Origin of the sequence: Halolamina salifodinae, assembly GCF_017874235.1 — an archaeon.
Classification (GTDB): domain Archaea; phylum Halobacteriota; class Halobacteria; order Halobacteriales; family Haloferacaceae; genus Halolamina; species Halolamina salifodinae.
This window is the reverse complement of sequence record NZ_JAGGLC010000003.1, coordinates 267499-281778: the sequence shown is the minus strand read 5'-3', so window position 1 is coordinate 281778 and position 14280 is coordinate 267499. Positions and strand designations below refer to the sequence as shown.

General features: G+C 62.3%; 23 protein-coding genes and 1 pseudogene. 15 read left to right on the top strand and 9 right to left on the bottom strand.

Annotation, left to right across the window (positions count from 1 at the left end):
* Positions 1 to 13: 13 nt before the first annotated feature.
* Both J2753_RS08445 and J2753_RS08440 read right to left on the bottom strand, forming a co-directional pair.
* Positions 14 to 250, bottom strand: a complete 237-nt coding sequence (locus J2753_RS08445; protein ID WP_209491498.1) for a hypothetical protein — start codon at positions 248 to 250, stop codon at positions 14 to 16.
* Positions 247 to 684: a hypothetical protein gene (locus J2753_RS08440; protein WP_321168797.1), complete on the bottom strand. Its 438-nt coding sequence runs from the start codon at positions 682 to 684 to the stop codon at positions 247 to 249. The genes J2753_RS08445 and J2753_RS08440 overlap by 4 nt, the downstream gene beginning before the upstream one ends.
* 140 nt (positions 685 to 824) lie before the next feature.
* On the opposite strand from J2753_RS08440, the gene J2753_RS08435 reads away from it, so the two are divergent.
* Positions 825 to 1736: a recombinase family protein gene (locus J2753_RS08435; protein ID WP_209491497.1), complete on the top strand. Its 912-nt coding sequence runs from the start codon at positions 825 to 827 to the stop codon at positions 1734 to 1736.
* A gap of 2 nt (positions 1737 to 1738) precedes the next feature.
* On the opposite strand, the gene J2753_RS08430 is transcribed toward J2753_RS08435, so the two are convergent.
* On the bottom strand, positions 1739 to 2125 hold the full coding sequence (locus tag J2753_RS08430; RefSeq protein WP_209491496.1) for a hypothetical protein: 387 nt from the start codon (positions 2123 to 2125) through the stop codon (positions 1739 to 1741).
* Between the two features lie 135 nt (positions 2126 to 2260).
* Positions 2261 to 2848, bottom strand: a complete 588-nt coding sequence (locus tag J2753_RS08425) for a DUF2188 domain-containing protein (RefSeq protein WP_245334543.1) — start codon at positions 2846 to 2848, stop codon at positions 2261 to 2263.
* A 125-nt stretch (positions 2849 to 2973) separates the two neighbouring features.
* Between J2753_RS08425 and J2753_RS14755 the strand changes: the two are divergent.
* The 3 genes and pseudogenes from J2753_RS14755 to J2753_RS08410 form a co-directional block, all read left to right on the top strand.
* Positions 2974 to 3039 (top strand): annotated as a pseudogene (locus J2753_RS14755) (hypothetical protein); the annotation flags it as partial.
* 126 nt (positions 3040 to 3165) lie between these two features.
* Positions 3166 to 3756: a CAP domain-containing protein gene (locus J2753_RS14405; protein ID WP_321168805.1), complete on the top strand. Its 591-nt coding sequence runs from the start codon at positions 3166 to 3168 to the stop codon at positions 3754 to 3756.
* A 69-nt stretch (positions 3757 to 3825) separates the two neighbouring features.
* A complete protein-coding gene (locus tag J2753_RS08410; RefSeq protein ID WP_209491493.1) occupies positions 3826 to 4236 on the top strand; it encodes a hypothetical protein in 411 nt (136 codons plus the stop codon).
* 46 nt (positions 4237 to 4282) lie between these two features.
* On the opposite strand, the gene J2753_RS08405 is transcribed toward J2753_RS08410, so the two are convergent.
* Positions 4283 to 4705, bottom strand: coding sequence for a zinc-ribbon domain-containing protein (locus J2753_RS08405; RefSeq protein ID WP_209491492.1), 423 nt, complete (start codon positions 4703 to 4705; stop codon positions 4283 to 4285).
* A 65-nt stretch (positions 4706 to 4770) separates the two neighbouring features.
* Positions 4771 to 5808, bottom strand: coding sequence for a Cdc6/Cdc18 family protein (locus J2753_RS08400; protein ID WP_281064190.1), 1038 nt, complete (start codon positions 5806 to 5808; stop codon positions 4771 to 4773).
* 111 nt (positions 5809 to 5919) lie between these two features.
* On the opposite strand from J2753_RS08400, the gene J2753_RS08395 reads away from it, so the two are divergent.
* Positions 5920 to 6198: a hypothetical protein gene (locus J2753_RS08395; RefSeq protein WP_209491490.1), complete on the top strand. Its 279-nt coding sequence runs from the start codon at positions 5920 to 5922 to the stop codon at positions 6196 to 6198.
* 16 nt (positions 6199 to 6214) lie between these two features.
* Here the strand turns inward: J2753_RS08395 and J2753_RS08390 are convergent, their stop codons facing one another.
* Entirely contained in the window at positions 6215 to 6817 is a 603-nt protein-coding gene (locus J2753_RS08390; RefSeq protein ID WP_209491489.1) for an AN1-type zinc finger protein, read from the bottom strand.
* Positions 6818 to 7036 (bottom strand): winged helix-turn-helix transcriptional regulator, encoded by a 219-nt coding sequence (locus J2753_RS08385; protein WP_321168796.1) that lies wholly within the window; start codon positions 7034 to 7036, stop codon positions 6818 to 6820.
* A 478-nt stretch (positions 7037 to 7514) separates the two neighbouring features.
* On the opposite strand from J2753_RS08385, the gene J2753_RS08380 reads away from it, so the two are divergent.
* The 10 genes from J2753_RS08380 to J2753_RS08340 all read left to right on the top strand — a co-directional run bounded on the left by J2753_RS08380 (position 7515) and on the right by J2753_RS08340 (position 12914).
* A complete protein-coding gene (locus J2753_RS08380) occupies positions 7515 to 7922 on the top strand; it encodes a PadR family transcriptional regulator (RefSeq protein WP_209491487.1) in 408 nt (135 codons plus the stop codon).
* Positions 7919 to 8245, top strand: a complete 327-nt coding sequence (locus J2753_RS08375) for a hypothetical protein (RefSeq protein ID WP_209491691.1) — start codon at positions 7919 to 7921, stop codon at positions 8243 to 8245. Before J2753_RS08380 ends, J2753_RS08375 begins: the two co-directional genes overlap by 4 nt.
* Positions 8245 to 8370, top strand: a complete 126-nt coding sequence (locus J2753_RS14540; protein WP_281064189.1) for a hypothetical protein — start codon at positions 8245 to 8247, stop codon at positions 8368 to 8370. The genes J2753_RS08375 and J2753_RS14540 overlap by 1 nt, the downstream gene beginning before the upstream one ends.
* On the top strand, positions 8367 to 8960 hold the full coding sequence (locus tag J2753_RS08370) for a J domain-containing protein (RefSeq protein ID WP_209491486.1): 594 nt from the start codon (positions 8367 to 8369) through the stop codon (positions 8958 to 8960). Before J2753_RS14540 ends, J2753_RS08370 begins: the two co-directional genes overlap by 4 nt.
* Entirely contained in the window at positions 8957 to 9310 is a 354-nt protein-coding gene (locus tag J2753_RS08365; protein WP_209491485.1) for a hypothetical protein, read from the top strand. The genes J2753_RS08370 and J2753_RS08365 overlap by 4 nt, the downstream gene beginning before the upstream one ends.
* Positions 9303 to 9608, top strand: a complete 306-nt coding sequence (locus tag J2753_RS08360; protein ID WP_209491484.1) for a hypothetical protein — start codon at positions 9303 to 9305, stop codon at positions 9606 to 9608. The genes J2753_RS08365 and J2753_RS08360 overlap by 8 nt, the downstream gene beginning before the upstream one ends.
* Entirely contained in the window at positions 9601 to 10050 is a 450-nt protein-coding gene (locus tag J2753_RS08355) for a hypothetical protein (protein ID WP_209491483.1), read from the top strand. The genes J2753_RS08360 and J2753_RS08355 overlap by 8 nt, the downstream gene beginning before the upstream one ends.
* Positions 10047 to 11075, top strand: coding sequence for a tyrosine-type recombinase/integrase (locus tag J2753_RS08350; RefSeq protein WP_321168795.1), 1029 nt, complete (start codon positions 10047 to 10049; stop codon positions 11073 to 11075). Before J2753_RS08355 ends, J2753_RS08350 begins: the two co-directional genes overlap by 4 nt.
* A gap of 928 nt (positions 11076 to 12003) precedes the next feature.
* Complete coding sequence (locus tag J2753_RS08345) at positions 12004 to 12432, top strand: type IV pilin (protein ID WP_209491482.1); 429 nt, start codon at positions 12004 to 12006, stop codon at positions 12430 to 12432.
* Between the two features lie 95 nt (positions 12433 to 12527).
* A complete protein-coding gene (locus J2753_RS08340) occupies positions 12528 to 12914 on the top strand; it encodes a type IV pilin (protein WP_394357471.1) in 387 nt (128 codons plus the stop codon).
* 183 nt (positions 12915 to 13097) lie between these two features.
* Here J2753_RS08340 and J2753_RS08335 read toward each other — a convergent pair whose 3' ends face one another.
* Entirely contained in the window at positions 13098 to 14237 is a 1140-nt protein-coding gene (locus J2753_RS08335; protein ID WP_209491480.1) for a PAS domain-containing response regulator, read from the bottom strand.
* Positions 14238 to 14280: the final 43 nt, after the last annotated feature.

The window sequence follows — 14280 nt, the reverse complement described above, 5'->3', positions numbered from 1 at the left end:
TCTCCGCGGACGCTCATGCCGCGTTGGCGCCCTCTGCCTCCTCCTCTTCCTCGCCGGCGCCGAGTTGGCTGAGGTAGATCAGCACGTTCTGGAACGTGAGGATCATGAGCCCACCGAGGGCGATCAGCGCGGGCATCATCGAACTGGGCTGCCCGATCACCAGGTGTGCGAACAGAGCGAGCGAGAGCAGCCCGATCAGTAGTGCGAGTGCGATTCGTCCTTCGACGACGTCGTAGTGAGTTACGGTCATGGTTCTGTGAACAGGATCGGTTTGTCCGACACGCCGTAGGCGACGAGCACCTCACCGAGCTCCAGGAGCACGACGACGATGCACGCCGCGGCAGCGAGCAGCTTGTGCGCGGGTGCCGCCATCAGGGCCAGCAGTCCCAGCGCGCCGGCGAACCCTGCCGCGGCGAGGCCGTTCTTGACGACGCGCTCGAAGTCGTCGTCGGTCGGCTCCTCGCCGAGGATCCGCGTGCCGAACCGGTCGCCGAGGCTGACGGCGAGGCGGTCGACCACCGTCGGCGGCGCGAAGAACTCTCGAGGTTCGTCGGCTCCAGCGGCGAGACGTGCGAACGACCACCCCAGCGCGAGGCCGAAGATGGCCAGGAGCACGTAGCCGGCTGGACTGAGGCCTGAGACAGTTTCCTGCATCGCGAGATCACCCGGTGTGGCTGTAACCACACTCAGACCGTTCTCTTCGGGATTCCATAAACCGCGGAGAATAACCTTATCTCGGCGTTCTCGACCGCAAGAAGGTAGTCGTTATTGGGGGACCACATTAAGCGCCCTCCTTTATCCGTTGCCACCGCCGCGCAAGAACTATGGCACAAGTTGGGCTCTACGCTCGCGTCTCGACCGAGGAGCAGGACGTCGAACGGCAGATCAACGAAGCCCGCGAGTACGCGACCAACGAATTCGACGATCCGGACATTCGGCTGTACCCCGACGTGATCTCCGGCGTCGATGAGGGACGTGGCGAAGAGTACGAACGCCTCTGGAACGACATCGACGCCGGCGACCTAGACCTGGTCGTCGTACACGAGCTATCTCGGGTCTCCCGCCTCGGCGCCGGTGCTATCCACGAACTCTTGGAGCACTCACTCGCGAACGACACCTCGGTCAAAGATCTGGAGGTCGGTCTCGAGGTCAATCTCGACGACTCGCCCGTCACGAACGCGGTGAAGCAGATGATCGCCGGGCTGATGGGAGACCTCGCCCGGGTCGAGCACAAGCAGAAGCTCCGCCGGATCAACTCCGGCATCCGAGCAGCGCAGGATGCAGGGAAGTGGACCGGGAGGCCCCCGAAGGGCTTCCGAGTTGACGACAACGGCGTCCTCCGGGTCGAACCCGCGGAGTTCTTAGCCACACGTCGTGCGCTAGAGCGAATCGGAAGCGGTGAGCCCATCTCCGAGGTCTCCGACGATACGGGGATCGCGAACTCCACACTCCGGCACCTTCGCGACGATCGACGTGATCTCTACTTCTACGGGGAGGCCGACGACGACCGCGTCGACGAGGCGCTCGATGAGGTTCGGCCGCTTTCGGATCCGGACGTCGACGACGCCGGCGACCTCGAGGCGCGTGTCGATCAGCTCGAAGCACTGCTCCAGGGCAACATGGGCCGGCCGGGCGCCGACGAGGAGGAACCCGAGAACGGATGTCCGAACTGCGAGCGAGAGTCGTTCGCGTCACGGGAGGAGTGGGAGGCCCACATCATCGCGTGCGAGGGCTGAGGCTAGACGTCGTACTTCTGGCGGACGAGGACGCGGTGGAACTTCCCGCACCGCTTGCACTGGAGGACCGCGATCTCGCTGTTGTCGAACTCTCGTAGCTCTCCATCGTGCCACGCGAACCGGTCGCAGAGGATCCCTCGCTTGAGCCCGTGCTCGAAGGTACCGAGGACCCGGACGAACGCGATGGCTTGGAGAAGAGCCAGAGACAGCCACAACGCCCCCATCAGCGCGGCGCCGTTCGAGAACTCGGAGAACGAGGCCACCCCGCTGAGTAGGGTCGTGAGCAGGTAGCCTTCGGGTCCGAGTCGTTCGACGATCGCCTCCGACCAGTCGGCGATGAGCTCTCGACTGTCCGTCTCGGGATCGAGATCGTCACTCGTTCCGGACATAGATGATGGAGATCAGGATGGCGGTGACCAGCAGCCCGACACCGAGTGCCGCCATCTCGCCCCCGGGCAGGCACATCGCGTTGTAGACCATGTTCTCGGGGCAGTTTGGAGGCGCAGGGCTACAGTGGCACATGATTACGCGCTTCCGTCCTCCGTGTCCAGTTCGTCGAGAACGGCCTCGAGCAACTCGTCGCAGAGTTCTTCGAGGCCGACATCGAGGGTCGTTTCCGAAGTCACGTCGCCGACCGGAACCTTCTCGGTGGACAGGCTACCCGGCAGACTCCCCCCGGATAGCTCCGATCCTCGTCGGGAGGGCCCGAGTAAGGCTTCGACGGTTCCCACTCTGCCTCTCGGGGACGTCTTGACGACGTGCTTTACGCGCTTGCGACGGGTTCGGACCTCGAGGACGTTCTCGATAGCCTCCCTCACCTGGTAGTACCTCTCTCCGTGTTCCCGTGCGCGTTCACTCCCGACGTCATCGACGACCTCGCGACCAGTCGGCGAAAGGCGAACGTCGACGTTCATGCTCTCACCGTGAACGACTTCCGCACTTGGCCGCTCGCGAACGTGCACCTTCACCTCGTCGCCCGGCCGCGCACGTTCGCGAGCGGCCGCGACCGCGTTCTCCTGGGTTCGGTGGGAGCTGGTCTTTCGGCCGTTCGCCTCCACCTTCCAGTCGTACGCTTCCTGTGGTCCCGTGGGCATGACGTTATACCGCGTCATGAGCGTCTATCTGGCCGCTTTCTCCAAACACCCCCACGATTAAGCTTATCTCGTGGATTCCGGCAGACCTGCGGCATCTGATGGGTGGCCAATCATTAAGACAACGCGCGAGTGTTCCGTAGACGATGTCGTGCACCGCGGCGGGTTGCAAGGGAGACGACCGGTTCCCGTACGAGTGTGAGCGCTGCGGAGGGACGTTCTGTCCCGACCACCGGCTTCCTGAGAACCACAACTGTCCAGGGCTCCGCCGCGGAAACGACGGTGGCGCATGGTTCCCGGATCGATCCGGCGCAGCCGAGTCGTCGTCGCAGGGTTCGGTGTGGAGGAAGCTGCTCAGCGTCGTCATCGTTGCCGTGCTCGTCGCCGGCGCTGTCGGATTCGTCGCCGCCAACCCCGGGACGGTCCCCTCGATGGACCTCAGCTTCGGTGGCGACGATGAACTCGACGAGGAGAACGTCGAGCAGCTACTCCACGAGGAGATCAACGACTACCGAGCTAACCAGAGCGTCGGCAGGCTCGAGTACGATGACGATCTAGCCGAGATCGCCGACTACCACTCGGCGCAGATGGCCGAAGATGGGGACATCTACCACACCTCTCCCAGCGGTGAGACCGTGGAGGATCGGTACGAGCGGTTCGGCTACGATTGTCGCGTCCCGGAGGGCGATGGCCGGTATCGGACCAGCGGCGAGAACGTCGCCCAGACGTGGTACCAGGAAGAACTCACGAACGGCGACTACTACAGCACTCCCGAGGAGCTAGCGGAGGGCATCGCCCAACAGTTGATCAACTCCCCGGAGCACCGGGAGAACCTCGTCGACGACGTCTGGCGGGCGCAAGGGATCGGGATCAACATCACCGAGCAGAACGGTAACACCGCAGTCTACGTCACCCAGAACTTCTGCTGAGGGCTCCTGCTACCAGTAAGGGGCCAGTCCGTAGATAGTGGTTTACGTTCTCGGTTCTATCGACCCGGCATGGGAGTCTTCGATACCCTTCGATCACTTCGACCGCGTCTGCCCCAGACCAGCAAGGAGCACTTGGAGATGTGGGCAATCGACACCGGCGGTGGCGATCGTCCGCTTGACGAGTGTCCATTCCTCTTCCTCGTCTCTCCTGACGGGGAGAAGGCGAAGCTCCTCGCAAACCGAACCGGGGAGCACGTTGAGTTTGAGGACATTCCTCTGGAGGAAATCAGATCCGACGAACGTTTGGAACACGGTGATCCGGAGATCAAGATACGTCGTTTCAGGACCCACGATCCCGGTACAGACCCACCGATCAGTCCGAGCGACTTCGAGCGACTACCTCCAGCGGTTCGTGGTCGGAACCTCCCGCCTCGTGAGTTCACCGACGACGATGCCGAACAGATGAAGCAGGAACTGTAGTCACACAACCCTGCTGAGGGCTTCTACCATCAGGCGGGACGCCGAACTAGTCTTCAGGTTCTTCGAGTTCCGTATCGTCAAGTTCGTCTTCCGGCAGATCTACTTCGGCAGATCCTTCGAAGTTCTCAGGATTCAACGGTTGATTGATGAACGGGGCCTCCTTCTCGAATTCGCGAACGTCGTACGCATACTCTTTATCGGACAAATTTCCGCGGCGGTAGGACTCCGTGGGATCCACGAGTTCCTTCGCTTCTTTGAAGGCGCTCTTGGAGACCTCGAATCCAGCATTACAGATCGGACAGACGACCTCGCGATTCGCCGTCCACGGGATCAGCGGAATCCAGAATATGTGGAACCACGACCGCCACTTGAACGCGTGGTAGTAGACGTCGTTGTCGCAGTTCGGGCAGTGTATCGGGTACGCTTCGCCGTAGTCCTTGTCGCGAACCTTGCGGCCGAATATGATCATGGTGTTTGTCTGCTATCTTACGGTGTCGGTGAGAGTATAGTTATTTCGCCGGGACAAAGTAGCAATCAGAGAACCGGCTCCCGAAGCGGCGCCTTCAGCGTATCGTCAACGGCCCACCAGCGGTGCCACCGGGAGGATCCGTCGCCCTCGCAGTCGATCAGGCCGTAGCGCTTGAGCTTCTTCCTGTACTTCATTACCGCCTGTCGCCCTCGAGGATCGTCTGACTGTTCTCGATAGCGCTCCAAGAGATCGGCCGGGCGGATCCCGTCCTCGCCGGCCTCCCTGATCACCCGGTAGACGACGTGATACTGTCGGGAGAGGCTCGCGAGTAGCTGCTCACGGATGCGCGCCTTCGCGTGCTCGAAGGAGTCCGCCACGTCCTCGTCAGTGACCGACGTATGGCCACGCTCCTCGCCGAGTTCGACGGCGCTACGGAGCGACTGGACTCCGTAGCGCGCCGATCCTGCGACCTCGTCGGCGATTCGCTCCAGTTGATCGTCGTCGACGACCCCCGGTTGAAGTCCGGTGTCGGCCCGGGCTTGGAGGATCTTCACCATGGCCTTTGTCGTGTAGGGCTCGAACCTGACCGTCGGACCGTTTCGGAGGTCATCCACGGAGTTCGGAACGCTCGCGATGGCCTCGGCTTCGTCGTGGCCGATGCAGATCATCGAGACGTTGTCGATTCTGTCGAGATCGATCAGGACCTCCGGCACCTCGAGGCCGTCGAACTCGTCCAGCACGATCAGAAATGGATCCGAGTCGGCGTCATCGAGCTTGGTCAGCAGTTGCGCCGTCCCCATTCCGTTGTGCTGGGCTACCTTCGGGTGCTCCGCGGCGATGTCGCGGAGCAGCTCCCAACGCGAGGCGCCGACACACTCAACGCGGACCCACGGGACGCCGAAATCGACGTGGAGTTCCTCGAGGAGGAAGCGCGAGGTCGAAGTCTTGCCCGAGCCGCTCGGTCCGATAACCCAGCACGACTGGGCTGGCTCTCCTCCAGTCGCTGGCTCCAGAACGCCAGAAAGGTCGTCAAGTTGCATCTCCCGCCCGGGGAGGTCTCTCGGCAGGAAGCTCTCGGTGAATACCTCTCTCCTGCTGAACATACTCCACCCCTGATGCGACGTGGGGTAATAAAGGGCGGGAGGGGGGTGTATCGCGATACACCCCCCCTTCGGGCTATTTGGTCCCTACTCCCCTCACCGTCGCGTATGGCCATGAGCCAAGACGACTGGATCGTCGAACAGATGGGTAGCGAAGAGAACCGCGTGGAGATGAAGATGCGAGACGGCGCCGGATGCGAGAAGGTTCTCCGGCTGGAGAACTACGACGACGAGGTCGTCGAGATCCGCGTCGACGACGGCGTCGGCGAGGTCGTCGGCGACGGCGTCGGCGAGGTCGTCGGCGACGGCGTCGGCGAGGTCGTCGGCGACCGCGATCCCGCAGAATGGGTCGAAGCTGTCGCCGACCGGATCGGCGTCCGCCTCGAGTGGTAGTCCGTAGATGAGTCGATCAAATCGCCCCGATCGCGACGTACGCGATTACCAGCAGCACGAGCAGTGCGATGATCCAGAGCGCGCTCGGGATGCGCTGGGGCGTGTCGGTGTTCGACTCTGTGCTGCTGGAGCCCGTCATCGGCGACGGCGGCGTCGACGCGCTGTAGTCGCGCTGGGAAGCGGGATGCGACGACGACGTCTCTTCGTCGGACGTACTGGAGTTCTCGCTTTCCCACGCTCGGTGGCGCTCCTGAAGACGCCGGTTCAGCTCCTCACGGTTTTCTTGGACGTCGCGGACCCACTCGTGGGGCGAGGAGGAAGTGTCGGCGTCGATCTCGTCCTCGTCGAGCGGGCGCTTGGTCTCAGTCTCCTCGAGGTGAGGATCTGGGTCCTCGATTATTTTCCGTTCCCCACGGCTCTCGTCAGCCATGACGTTGCTCCGCTCGTGCTTCTCGCTGAACCATCGATCCGACGACCCATCGGCGTCGCTCAGCTCCGACTTTTTCGGGATGCAGACGTGGTTCTCCGGAAGCTGATGATCGGGGCAGTGCTTCTTCCCGCAGTGGTTGCAGGTGTGGAGAAAGCGGTCGTCGTCACCACAGACCGAGCACGAGGCCATTCACGCCTCCCTCTCGAGATACTCGCGCCCCTCTTCCGAGAGCCACCACACGAGAACCTTTCCGCCGCGTTTGGACTTCAGGAGTCCTTCTTCCTCCAAATCCTTGAGTCTCGGGAGTGCACCTTGGTTCGAGAAGCCGATTCTGTCGGCGACTTCACCAGTAAACAGAACGGGATCGCCCTCCTCTTGGAAGATCTCCAGAATCTGCTTATCGTCCACGGTCTCCTCCCGTCCACCCGGCATTTGCCCTATCTCTGTGCTCCCCGTACATATTTTCACACGAAAATTAGCTGCCTGAACACAATTGCCTTACTGTTTTCAGTTGGCTTAGAGCAGTTCAACAGTTTAGTCCAAACAACTAAGTGGGCCGAACAGTATGAGTTGACTAACGAAGGTCTCACGCGGACCCGTCGGTCGCCGATGGGTCCCTACTCGAAAACCGAAGCGGACCCCGTGCTGGTGACACGGGCCCGCGCGGGCCTTCGTGATCTGGCCACGAAAGCCATGTACAACGTAGATGCGCCGGGGCTTGAAACCCCGGCTCTGACCGGTCCGCCACCTTCTGCTCCGCAGAATGGTGTGTCTCGCGACGACGCCTCACCTCCTGGCAGAGTTCTAGGCGTCGACGCGAGCACCACGGCCTCGAACCGCCCGCAGATCACCCTCGGAGAGGGTCATCTCCAGACTTCACGAGACCATGAGTACCAACGTTTCTGAGAGCGAAAAACGTACCGACAGCGAACAGTCTACCAACAGTAACAGTCCCGAGAGCAGCGTCTCCTGGTACGACCTGACCGGCTTCAAGCGCGACATCCTGCGCGTCGTCGCCACGATGGAGTCGGAACGCGCGCGGATGGCTGGGGTCGAGATCAAGAGCCGCCTCGAGGATCGCTACGACGAGTCGATCAACCACGGCCTGTTGTACCCCAATCTCGACGACCTCGCCGGCGCCGGCCTGATCGAGAAGGGCGAGATCGACAAGCGGACGAACAGCTACGAGCTGAGCGAGCCGGGGCGCGAGATGCTTCGCGAGCAGCGCGAGGCATGGGTCGATCTGGACCTGTCGCGAGTGGTCATCCCTGACGGGGGCGAGGTGGACCGATGACGACCCACGTCGTCTGCCGCGACTGCCCGTTCGAGGCGCTCGTCGACGACGCCGACGCCGACGAGACGGTCGAGACCCACGAGGAGGAGACCGGCCACAACGTCGACGACGGGCGCATCGACGGCGGTGCGAAGCTGGTGACCGACGGTGGGGAGTCGATTCCCCGCGAACAGTACGAACATATCGCAGATGCGCGCGACGCGCTCCGGAAGGTCGATGGACGAGAGCTTCCGAACGAGGTCGCCCAGTTCGTCGAGACGGCCTACAGCAAGTTCGATTGGTGGCATGACCTTGTCGAAGAGTCTGAAGGAGGTGACGCCTGATGGCGAGCGCTTACACCGACGCCGAACTCGCGAGGCTCGAGGCGGTCGGCGAGCGTCGCACCGCGGAGGCCCGCATGGACATCCGGCAGCGCCATCTGACTGAGTTCGACGGAGGTGACCGATGAGCGAGATCGAGTGGCCCGCCGGCTGTCCGCGGACGCCACCGGCCGATCGAGAGCGAACGACGAAGTTCGGCGCGACGCTCGCGGAGACCTGCCAAGCCATCGCGACCGAGATGGGCAGGATGGGCGTCGACGATTACCGTGCGTCGACGGGATCGGGCGGCTCGCACGTCCGTTCGAACGGCCTCCCCAAGCACAGCGCCAACCCGGACGATCCGGGATTCGTGCTGCGATGGAGCGACGACGGCCAGCAGTTCGCCGTCGCCTGCGATCACTACTCCGACCTCCGGGATAACGCCCGCTCGATCTACCTCTGGGTTAATGAAACCCGGATGCGGTCGCAGCGCCCCGTGCAGACTGGCGACTCCGAGTTCGCGGCCGCGCGTCTACCCTCCGGCGACGAGGAGACCGTGGTCGCGACGGCGCCGCCGCACGAGGTCCTCGAGGTCGCTCCGGACGCCGGAGATGAGGTGGTGAAGGCGGCGTTCCGGCAGAAGATGGAGTCGGCGCACCCTGATCAGGGCGGCGACACCGCGGAGTTCGAGCGCGTGAAGCAGGCCCGTGATGCCATGCTCGGGGGTGAGTCGACGTGAGCGACCGTCGTTCTCCAGAGGACCACGTTCGTCGTGCGCTCCGGCTGCTGAAGGCCTCCCGCATTGAAGACGCTAAGTCCCATCTCCGTAGCTACCTGCGGAAGTCCGGAAACACGGACGAGGATGAGGAATCCGAGAGCGCTGTCGAACAATGTTCCCTCTGTCCAGCCGAGGCCGATTACGCCGCAGAGTTCGAGGAGCTGGAGACTGGTGAAACAGTTAGCCGCGGTCTCTGCGAGCGCCACCACATCTCGTTCACGGCATGGTGGATGTCGATGGGTCCAGTTGAGAACCCGGATGCTCAGGAAGCAGTAGAAGACGCTCTTTCGGAGGTGTCGGACGGTGCCTGACTCCGACGCGGAGTCTACGGTGGCTGTCGAACACACCGGAGACTGGGAACCGAATGTCCGGGTGAAACTCACCCCGGTTAGCGACGGAACTCTGCAATGGCGGGCGCACGCTACAGGCCCATACATCCCGCATCCACGGTGGGGGTTTGAAAAGTGGCACAGGGATGCGCTGTGGGACCTATCGGACCGGGCCGATGAGCGATTCGACACAGTAGAGTACGAGAAAGGGGCCGTTGTAGGTCTCGCGAAGGTCTGGAGAGACGGCGAGATACTGGAGGAGGTGTGGGCAGATGGGTGACACACCTACCGCCGATGTCGATCAGATCCCTTGGAAGACGGCGCCGGAGCACGCCGAGGAGGCGATGCGTGACCTCGATATCAGCGAGGGATCCGACCTCTGGGAGGACGTTCAGCGGCTCGCGACTCAGTACGGTCTCGAGGAGCCCCTCGAGGACTTCGACCCGTCGCCGTCGTCGCTCGCGGCCGGGTCGATCTACCTCGCCTGCCTGATCCACAACGCGAAGCGGAACCAGAGCACAGTCGCCGCGGCGACCGGCGTCTCGACGGTCGCTATCCGGAACAGCTACCACGCGATCGCCGAGGCCGAGGGCATCCCGCTCAGCCGCGCAGGGAGCCGTCGGTCGCCCGAGAACGATGATCCAGGCGACGGCGAAAGCCGAGACAGCCGGCTCGTGTCGGGGTTCCTGCGTAACCCCTTCCGGCAGGAGGGATCGCAGTGAGCGACGACCTCGAGCCGATCGGCCCGGCGGAGGCGATGGAGCTCTACCTGGATCATCGCGAGCCGGAGCTAAGTGCGAAGACCTTGGAGAACCACCGCTACCGGCTGCGCTCGTTCGTCTCCTTCTGCGAAGAGGAGGGCATCGAGAACCTGAACGCGCTGACCGGTCGCGACCTCCACAAGTACCGAGTCTGGCGCCGGAACGGTGACGGCGAGCGCTATTCGGAGATCTCGAAGGTCACGCTGAACGGGAACCTCCAGACGCTCCGGAAGTTCCTGGAGTTCTGCGCGAGCATCGACGGCGTCGAGCAGGGGATGCGCGAGCGCGTGCTGATCCCCGAACTCGAGGACGAAGAGATCTCGAAGGACGTCATGCTCGACGAGGACCGGGCTCATGAGATCCTGGATCATCTCGACCGGTTCCGCTACGCATCGCGCCCGCACGTCATCCTCTCGCTGCTGTGGCACACGGGGATGCGTCTCGGGTCGCTTCGAGCCCTGGACGTCGACGACTTCGACTTCGATGCGAAATGCCTCGATCTCTGCCACCGGCCGGAGTCCGAGACGCCGTTGAAGAACAAGCACGCGGCTGAGCGCTCGATCGCAGTCGGCGAGTACCACGTCGAGATGCTCGAGGCCTACATCGAGAACAACCGCCACGACGTGGTCGACGACTACGGGCGCCGGCCGTTGATCACCAGCGCGCAGGGCCGGCTGACCGAGTCGCCGATCCGGCGCATCTGCTACAAGTGGACGCTCCCGTGCGAGATCGGCGAGTGCCCACACGACGAAGACCCGACGACCTGCGAGTGGCGTCGGAAGGATAATCGGCCCGATTGCCCGTCGTCACGATCGCCCCACGGCATCCGTCGCGGATCCATTACCAAACATCTCCGCGAAGGAGCGCCGCGGGACGTGGTTTCTGACAGGATGAACGTCACTCAGGACGTTCTCGAGCGTCATTACGACGAGACAACCTCACGCGAGCGGATGGAGATCCGCCGCGAGTTCGTTCCCGACGTATGATTCACAACACCAGTCCAGAAGAAGAGCGCATCGCATCGGGACTCCCCCGGGACAGTCAGCATCCCCGAAAGGGTGCCGACCCCCGCGAGTCCATGTTTTTGCGTCGCGAGCAACGGTCGCGAGCGGCGCAAAACTGTCACGAGCGGGGATTTGAACCCTACCAGTCGCGCGCAGCGAAGCGAGCACGTCTGGCTCTGGTTCAACATCCCCGCGAGTCCACTCCTTTCGGTCACTTCGTTCCCTCCAGTCGTGGACTCGCTAGGCCTCACTCGCTCAGCCTTCGGCTTCGCTCGCGAGACCCCCGCGAGTCCACACGCATTCTCGGTTAGTGGGGCTCTTTCTACTCAGTAGTAGGGTACTTTCAACTCATGCTTTCAGACGCCCTCCTGGTCTCTTTGCGGGCAGAGCATCGCCGGCATGCGTCGACGCCCCTCAAAAGTATCTTCGCAGTGGTGTTGGAACTCGTGATGCTCTAGTGTTTGATCGGGCGTACGCGTGACTGTCGCAACCGGCCGGCGACGCCCCCGGGAGACGATGCGCGTCTATCAACCACCCTGTGAGCCGGGATTGATCCGAGCGATACCTCATTCCTACGACTGCGGTGGCTCCAGAGGAGCCGTCACTGGGGGTAGGCAGGCCGAGGCGAAAAAGGATAATTCGGAGAGGCCATAATCAGTGGCCAGCCCTACGCCGGAGGGGTTATGCTTCTGGGTCCCCCAGATTGAGTAGCCCCAGCATGGGGCAAATCCTACGACGCGGAGATCCGGTGGCGGCCACACCGGCGCCGGGTTTCTGCCAATCATCCTGAAAGTGGCGGAGGGCGTCACTCTCGCAACTGATAATCTGGCCACGGTATTTATGGGTCCCCGCTCAGTTTTGAGTAGTAGACGCGGTTTCGTTCGCGAACGATCCGTGTCGTAGGCTATACATGAAACAGCAGATCAAAGCGTTACTCGACGAGGAAAGGGGCGTAAGCCCGGTTATTGGCGTCATCCTGATGGTCGCCATTACCGTGATTCTGGCAGCGGTGATCGGGACGTTCGTCCTGGGGCTCGGAGATAGCCTGAATCAGGCGCCACAGTCGACGCTCGATGCAAGCAGTGATAGCGGTAACATTACGATTAACCACAACGGCGGCGACCCCCTCCCCAAGAGCGATATTTCGATCACCGTCACGAATAGCTCTGGTTCCGAACTGACCACTAGTGTCAGTGGGTGGACCGATAGCGAACTCTCTGTTGGCGGGACTCTAACGGTTAGTGGCGGAAACATTAGTAGTGAAAATACCTATACAGTCAAGGTTATCCATGACCCGTCGCAGTCGATCCTGCTCAACACGGAAGTTGATGTCCAGTAACTACTGTTTAAGATTCAAAACCACCAATGAAAGATAATAAAAACGGATTTTCCGACGATGATCGGGCCGTTAGCCCTGTCATAGGCGTAATCCTGATGGTCGCCATCACCGTGATTCTCGCGGCCGTGATCGGCACGTTCGTCCTCGGTCTCGGCGACAGCCTGAATCAGGCGCCACAGTCGACGCTCAGTGCTGATGCTGGCAACAATAGTTCGGTCACGATCTCCCACGACGGTGGCGACGGGATGACGGTAAGTGACCTCCAGATCAATATCGGCAGCACTTCATTCAACTTCAGTGATGCTGATGGGTACAGTTCCAGTGACGAGTTCACCGTTGGCGACAGTGCGACGTTCACTGACGGCAACGGGCTTAACTCGGACACTGTCGGATCGAATTCCGGCGGGGAAGTCCGTGTCCGGGTCATCCATGGACCGTCTGAGTCGGTCCTCATGGACAAGACCATCGACGTCCCGGCCTAACCGTTCAGTTCGACGCGAATTTTTTCTTTCTTTTCGAATTGGCTAATATCGGATGGTACAGCCTTTTGAGCAGCTGTTAGACCAGAAAATAACCCACACACAAACGCCGCTGAAACCCCCAAACCCGTTGAGCACGGTGAGGATGCCGTTGGACTGCTCGACGAACGCCCGGAAGCGCTCCTCTTAGCCCAGGTCCTCGCTGATGTCCCGAACGGTTCCGAAGTGGTACGTGGGACCGGCGATATCCGCACAGGTCGTCACCGCCTCGACGGGGAGTTCCGTGCCCTCGAAGGAGTGGGTCGTCTCCGCGGTCCGGGTCTCGCCGGGTTCGAACGACGCCCAGTAGGCATCGAACTGCTCGCGGTCGAGAACGGGGTTGATCTCCCAGATCGCTGTCCCCTCGAGGTGTTCCTTATCGGTGCCGAGGTTTTCGGCGAACCGCTCGTTCACGTAGCTAAGCGTGCCGCTCTCGTCGTATGCGGCGACGCCGACACCGATGGTCTCGACCAACGCCTCGAGGAACGCGGGGTCCTGCCCGCCGTACTGTGGCGTGCCGGAGACCTCCCGCATGATGCCGATGAACCGCTTCTCGCCGTCGTGTTCGAACTCCCCGAAGGAGATCGAGACCGGGACCTCCGTCCCATCACGGTGTTTCGCCGGGAACTCCACGTTCGACCAGCCGATAGTCCGCTCGTCGGTGTCGACGTATCGGTCGATTGCCGAGAGATGCGAGGCGTGGTAGCGCTCCGACATGATCGCCAGCAACGGCTCTCCCTCGAGTTCATCGGGCGCGTAGCCGAACAGGTCCTCGACGGCCGGGTTCGCGAACCGGACGCGGCTGTCGGCGTCGATAGTCACGATGGCGTCCAGCGTGTGTTCCGCGATGGCTTCGAACTGCGAGCGGGTCCGCTCGACCATGCGCTCGGCCCGGTAGCTCCCGACGGCGTTGCCGATCCGGTTGGCGAGGATCGCGTAGTGTTCAGTTCCCCGCGCCTTCTGGAGGTAGTCGGTGACGCCGCGGGAGATCGCCTCGCTGGCGACTTCCTCACTCCCCTTCCCAGTGAAGAGGATGAAGGGGAGACCTGGCTGCTCGGCCCGGACCGTTTCCAAGAACTCGATACCCGTCGTCCTGGGCATATCGTGGTCCGAGACCACGCAGTCGAACCGCTCGGCGACGAGGCGTTCGAGGCCGGCGCTGGCGCTTCTCGCCGTCGTGACCTCGAAGCGCTCGTTCTCGCGTTCGAGGAACCTCACGGTGAGATCCGCGAACGCCGGATCGTCGTCGACGTGCAGAACGCGGATCGCGTCGCCGGTGTGCTCCATCCGGTGTTCCCCTTATCCGTGAACCCGGAACGGCATAACGTTA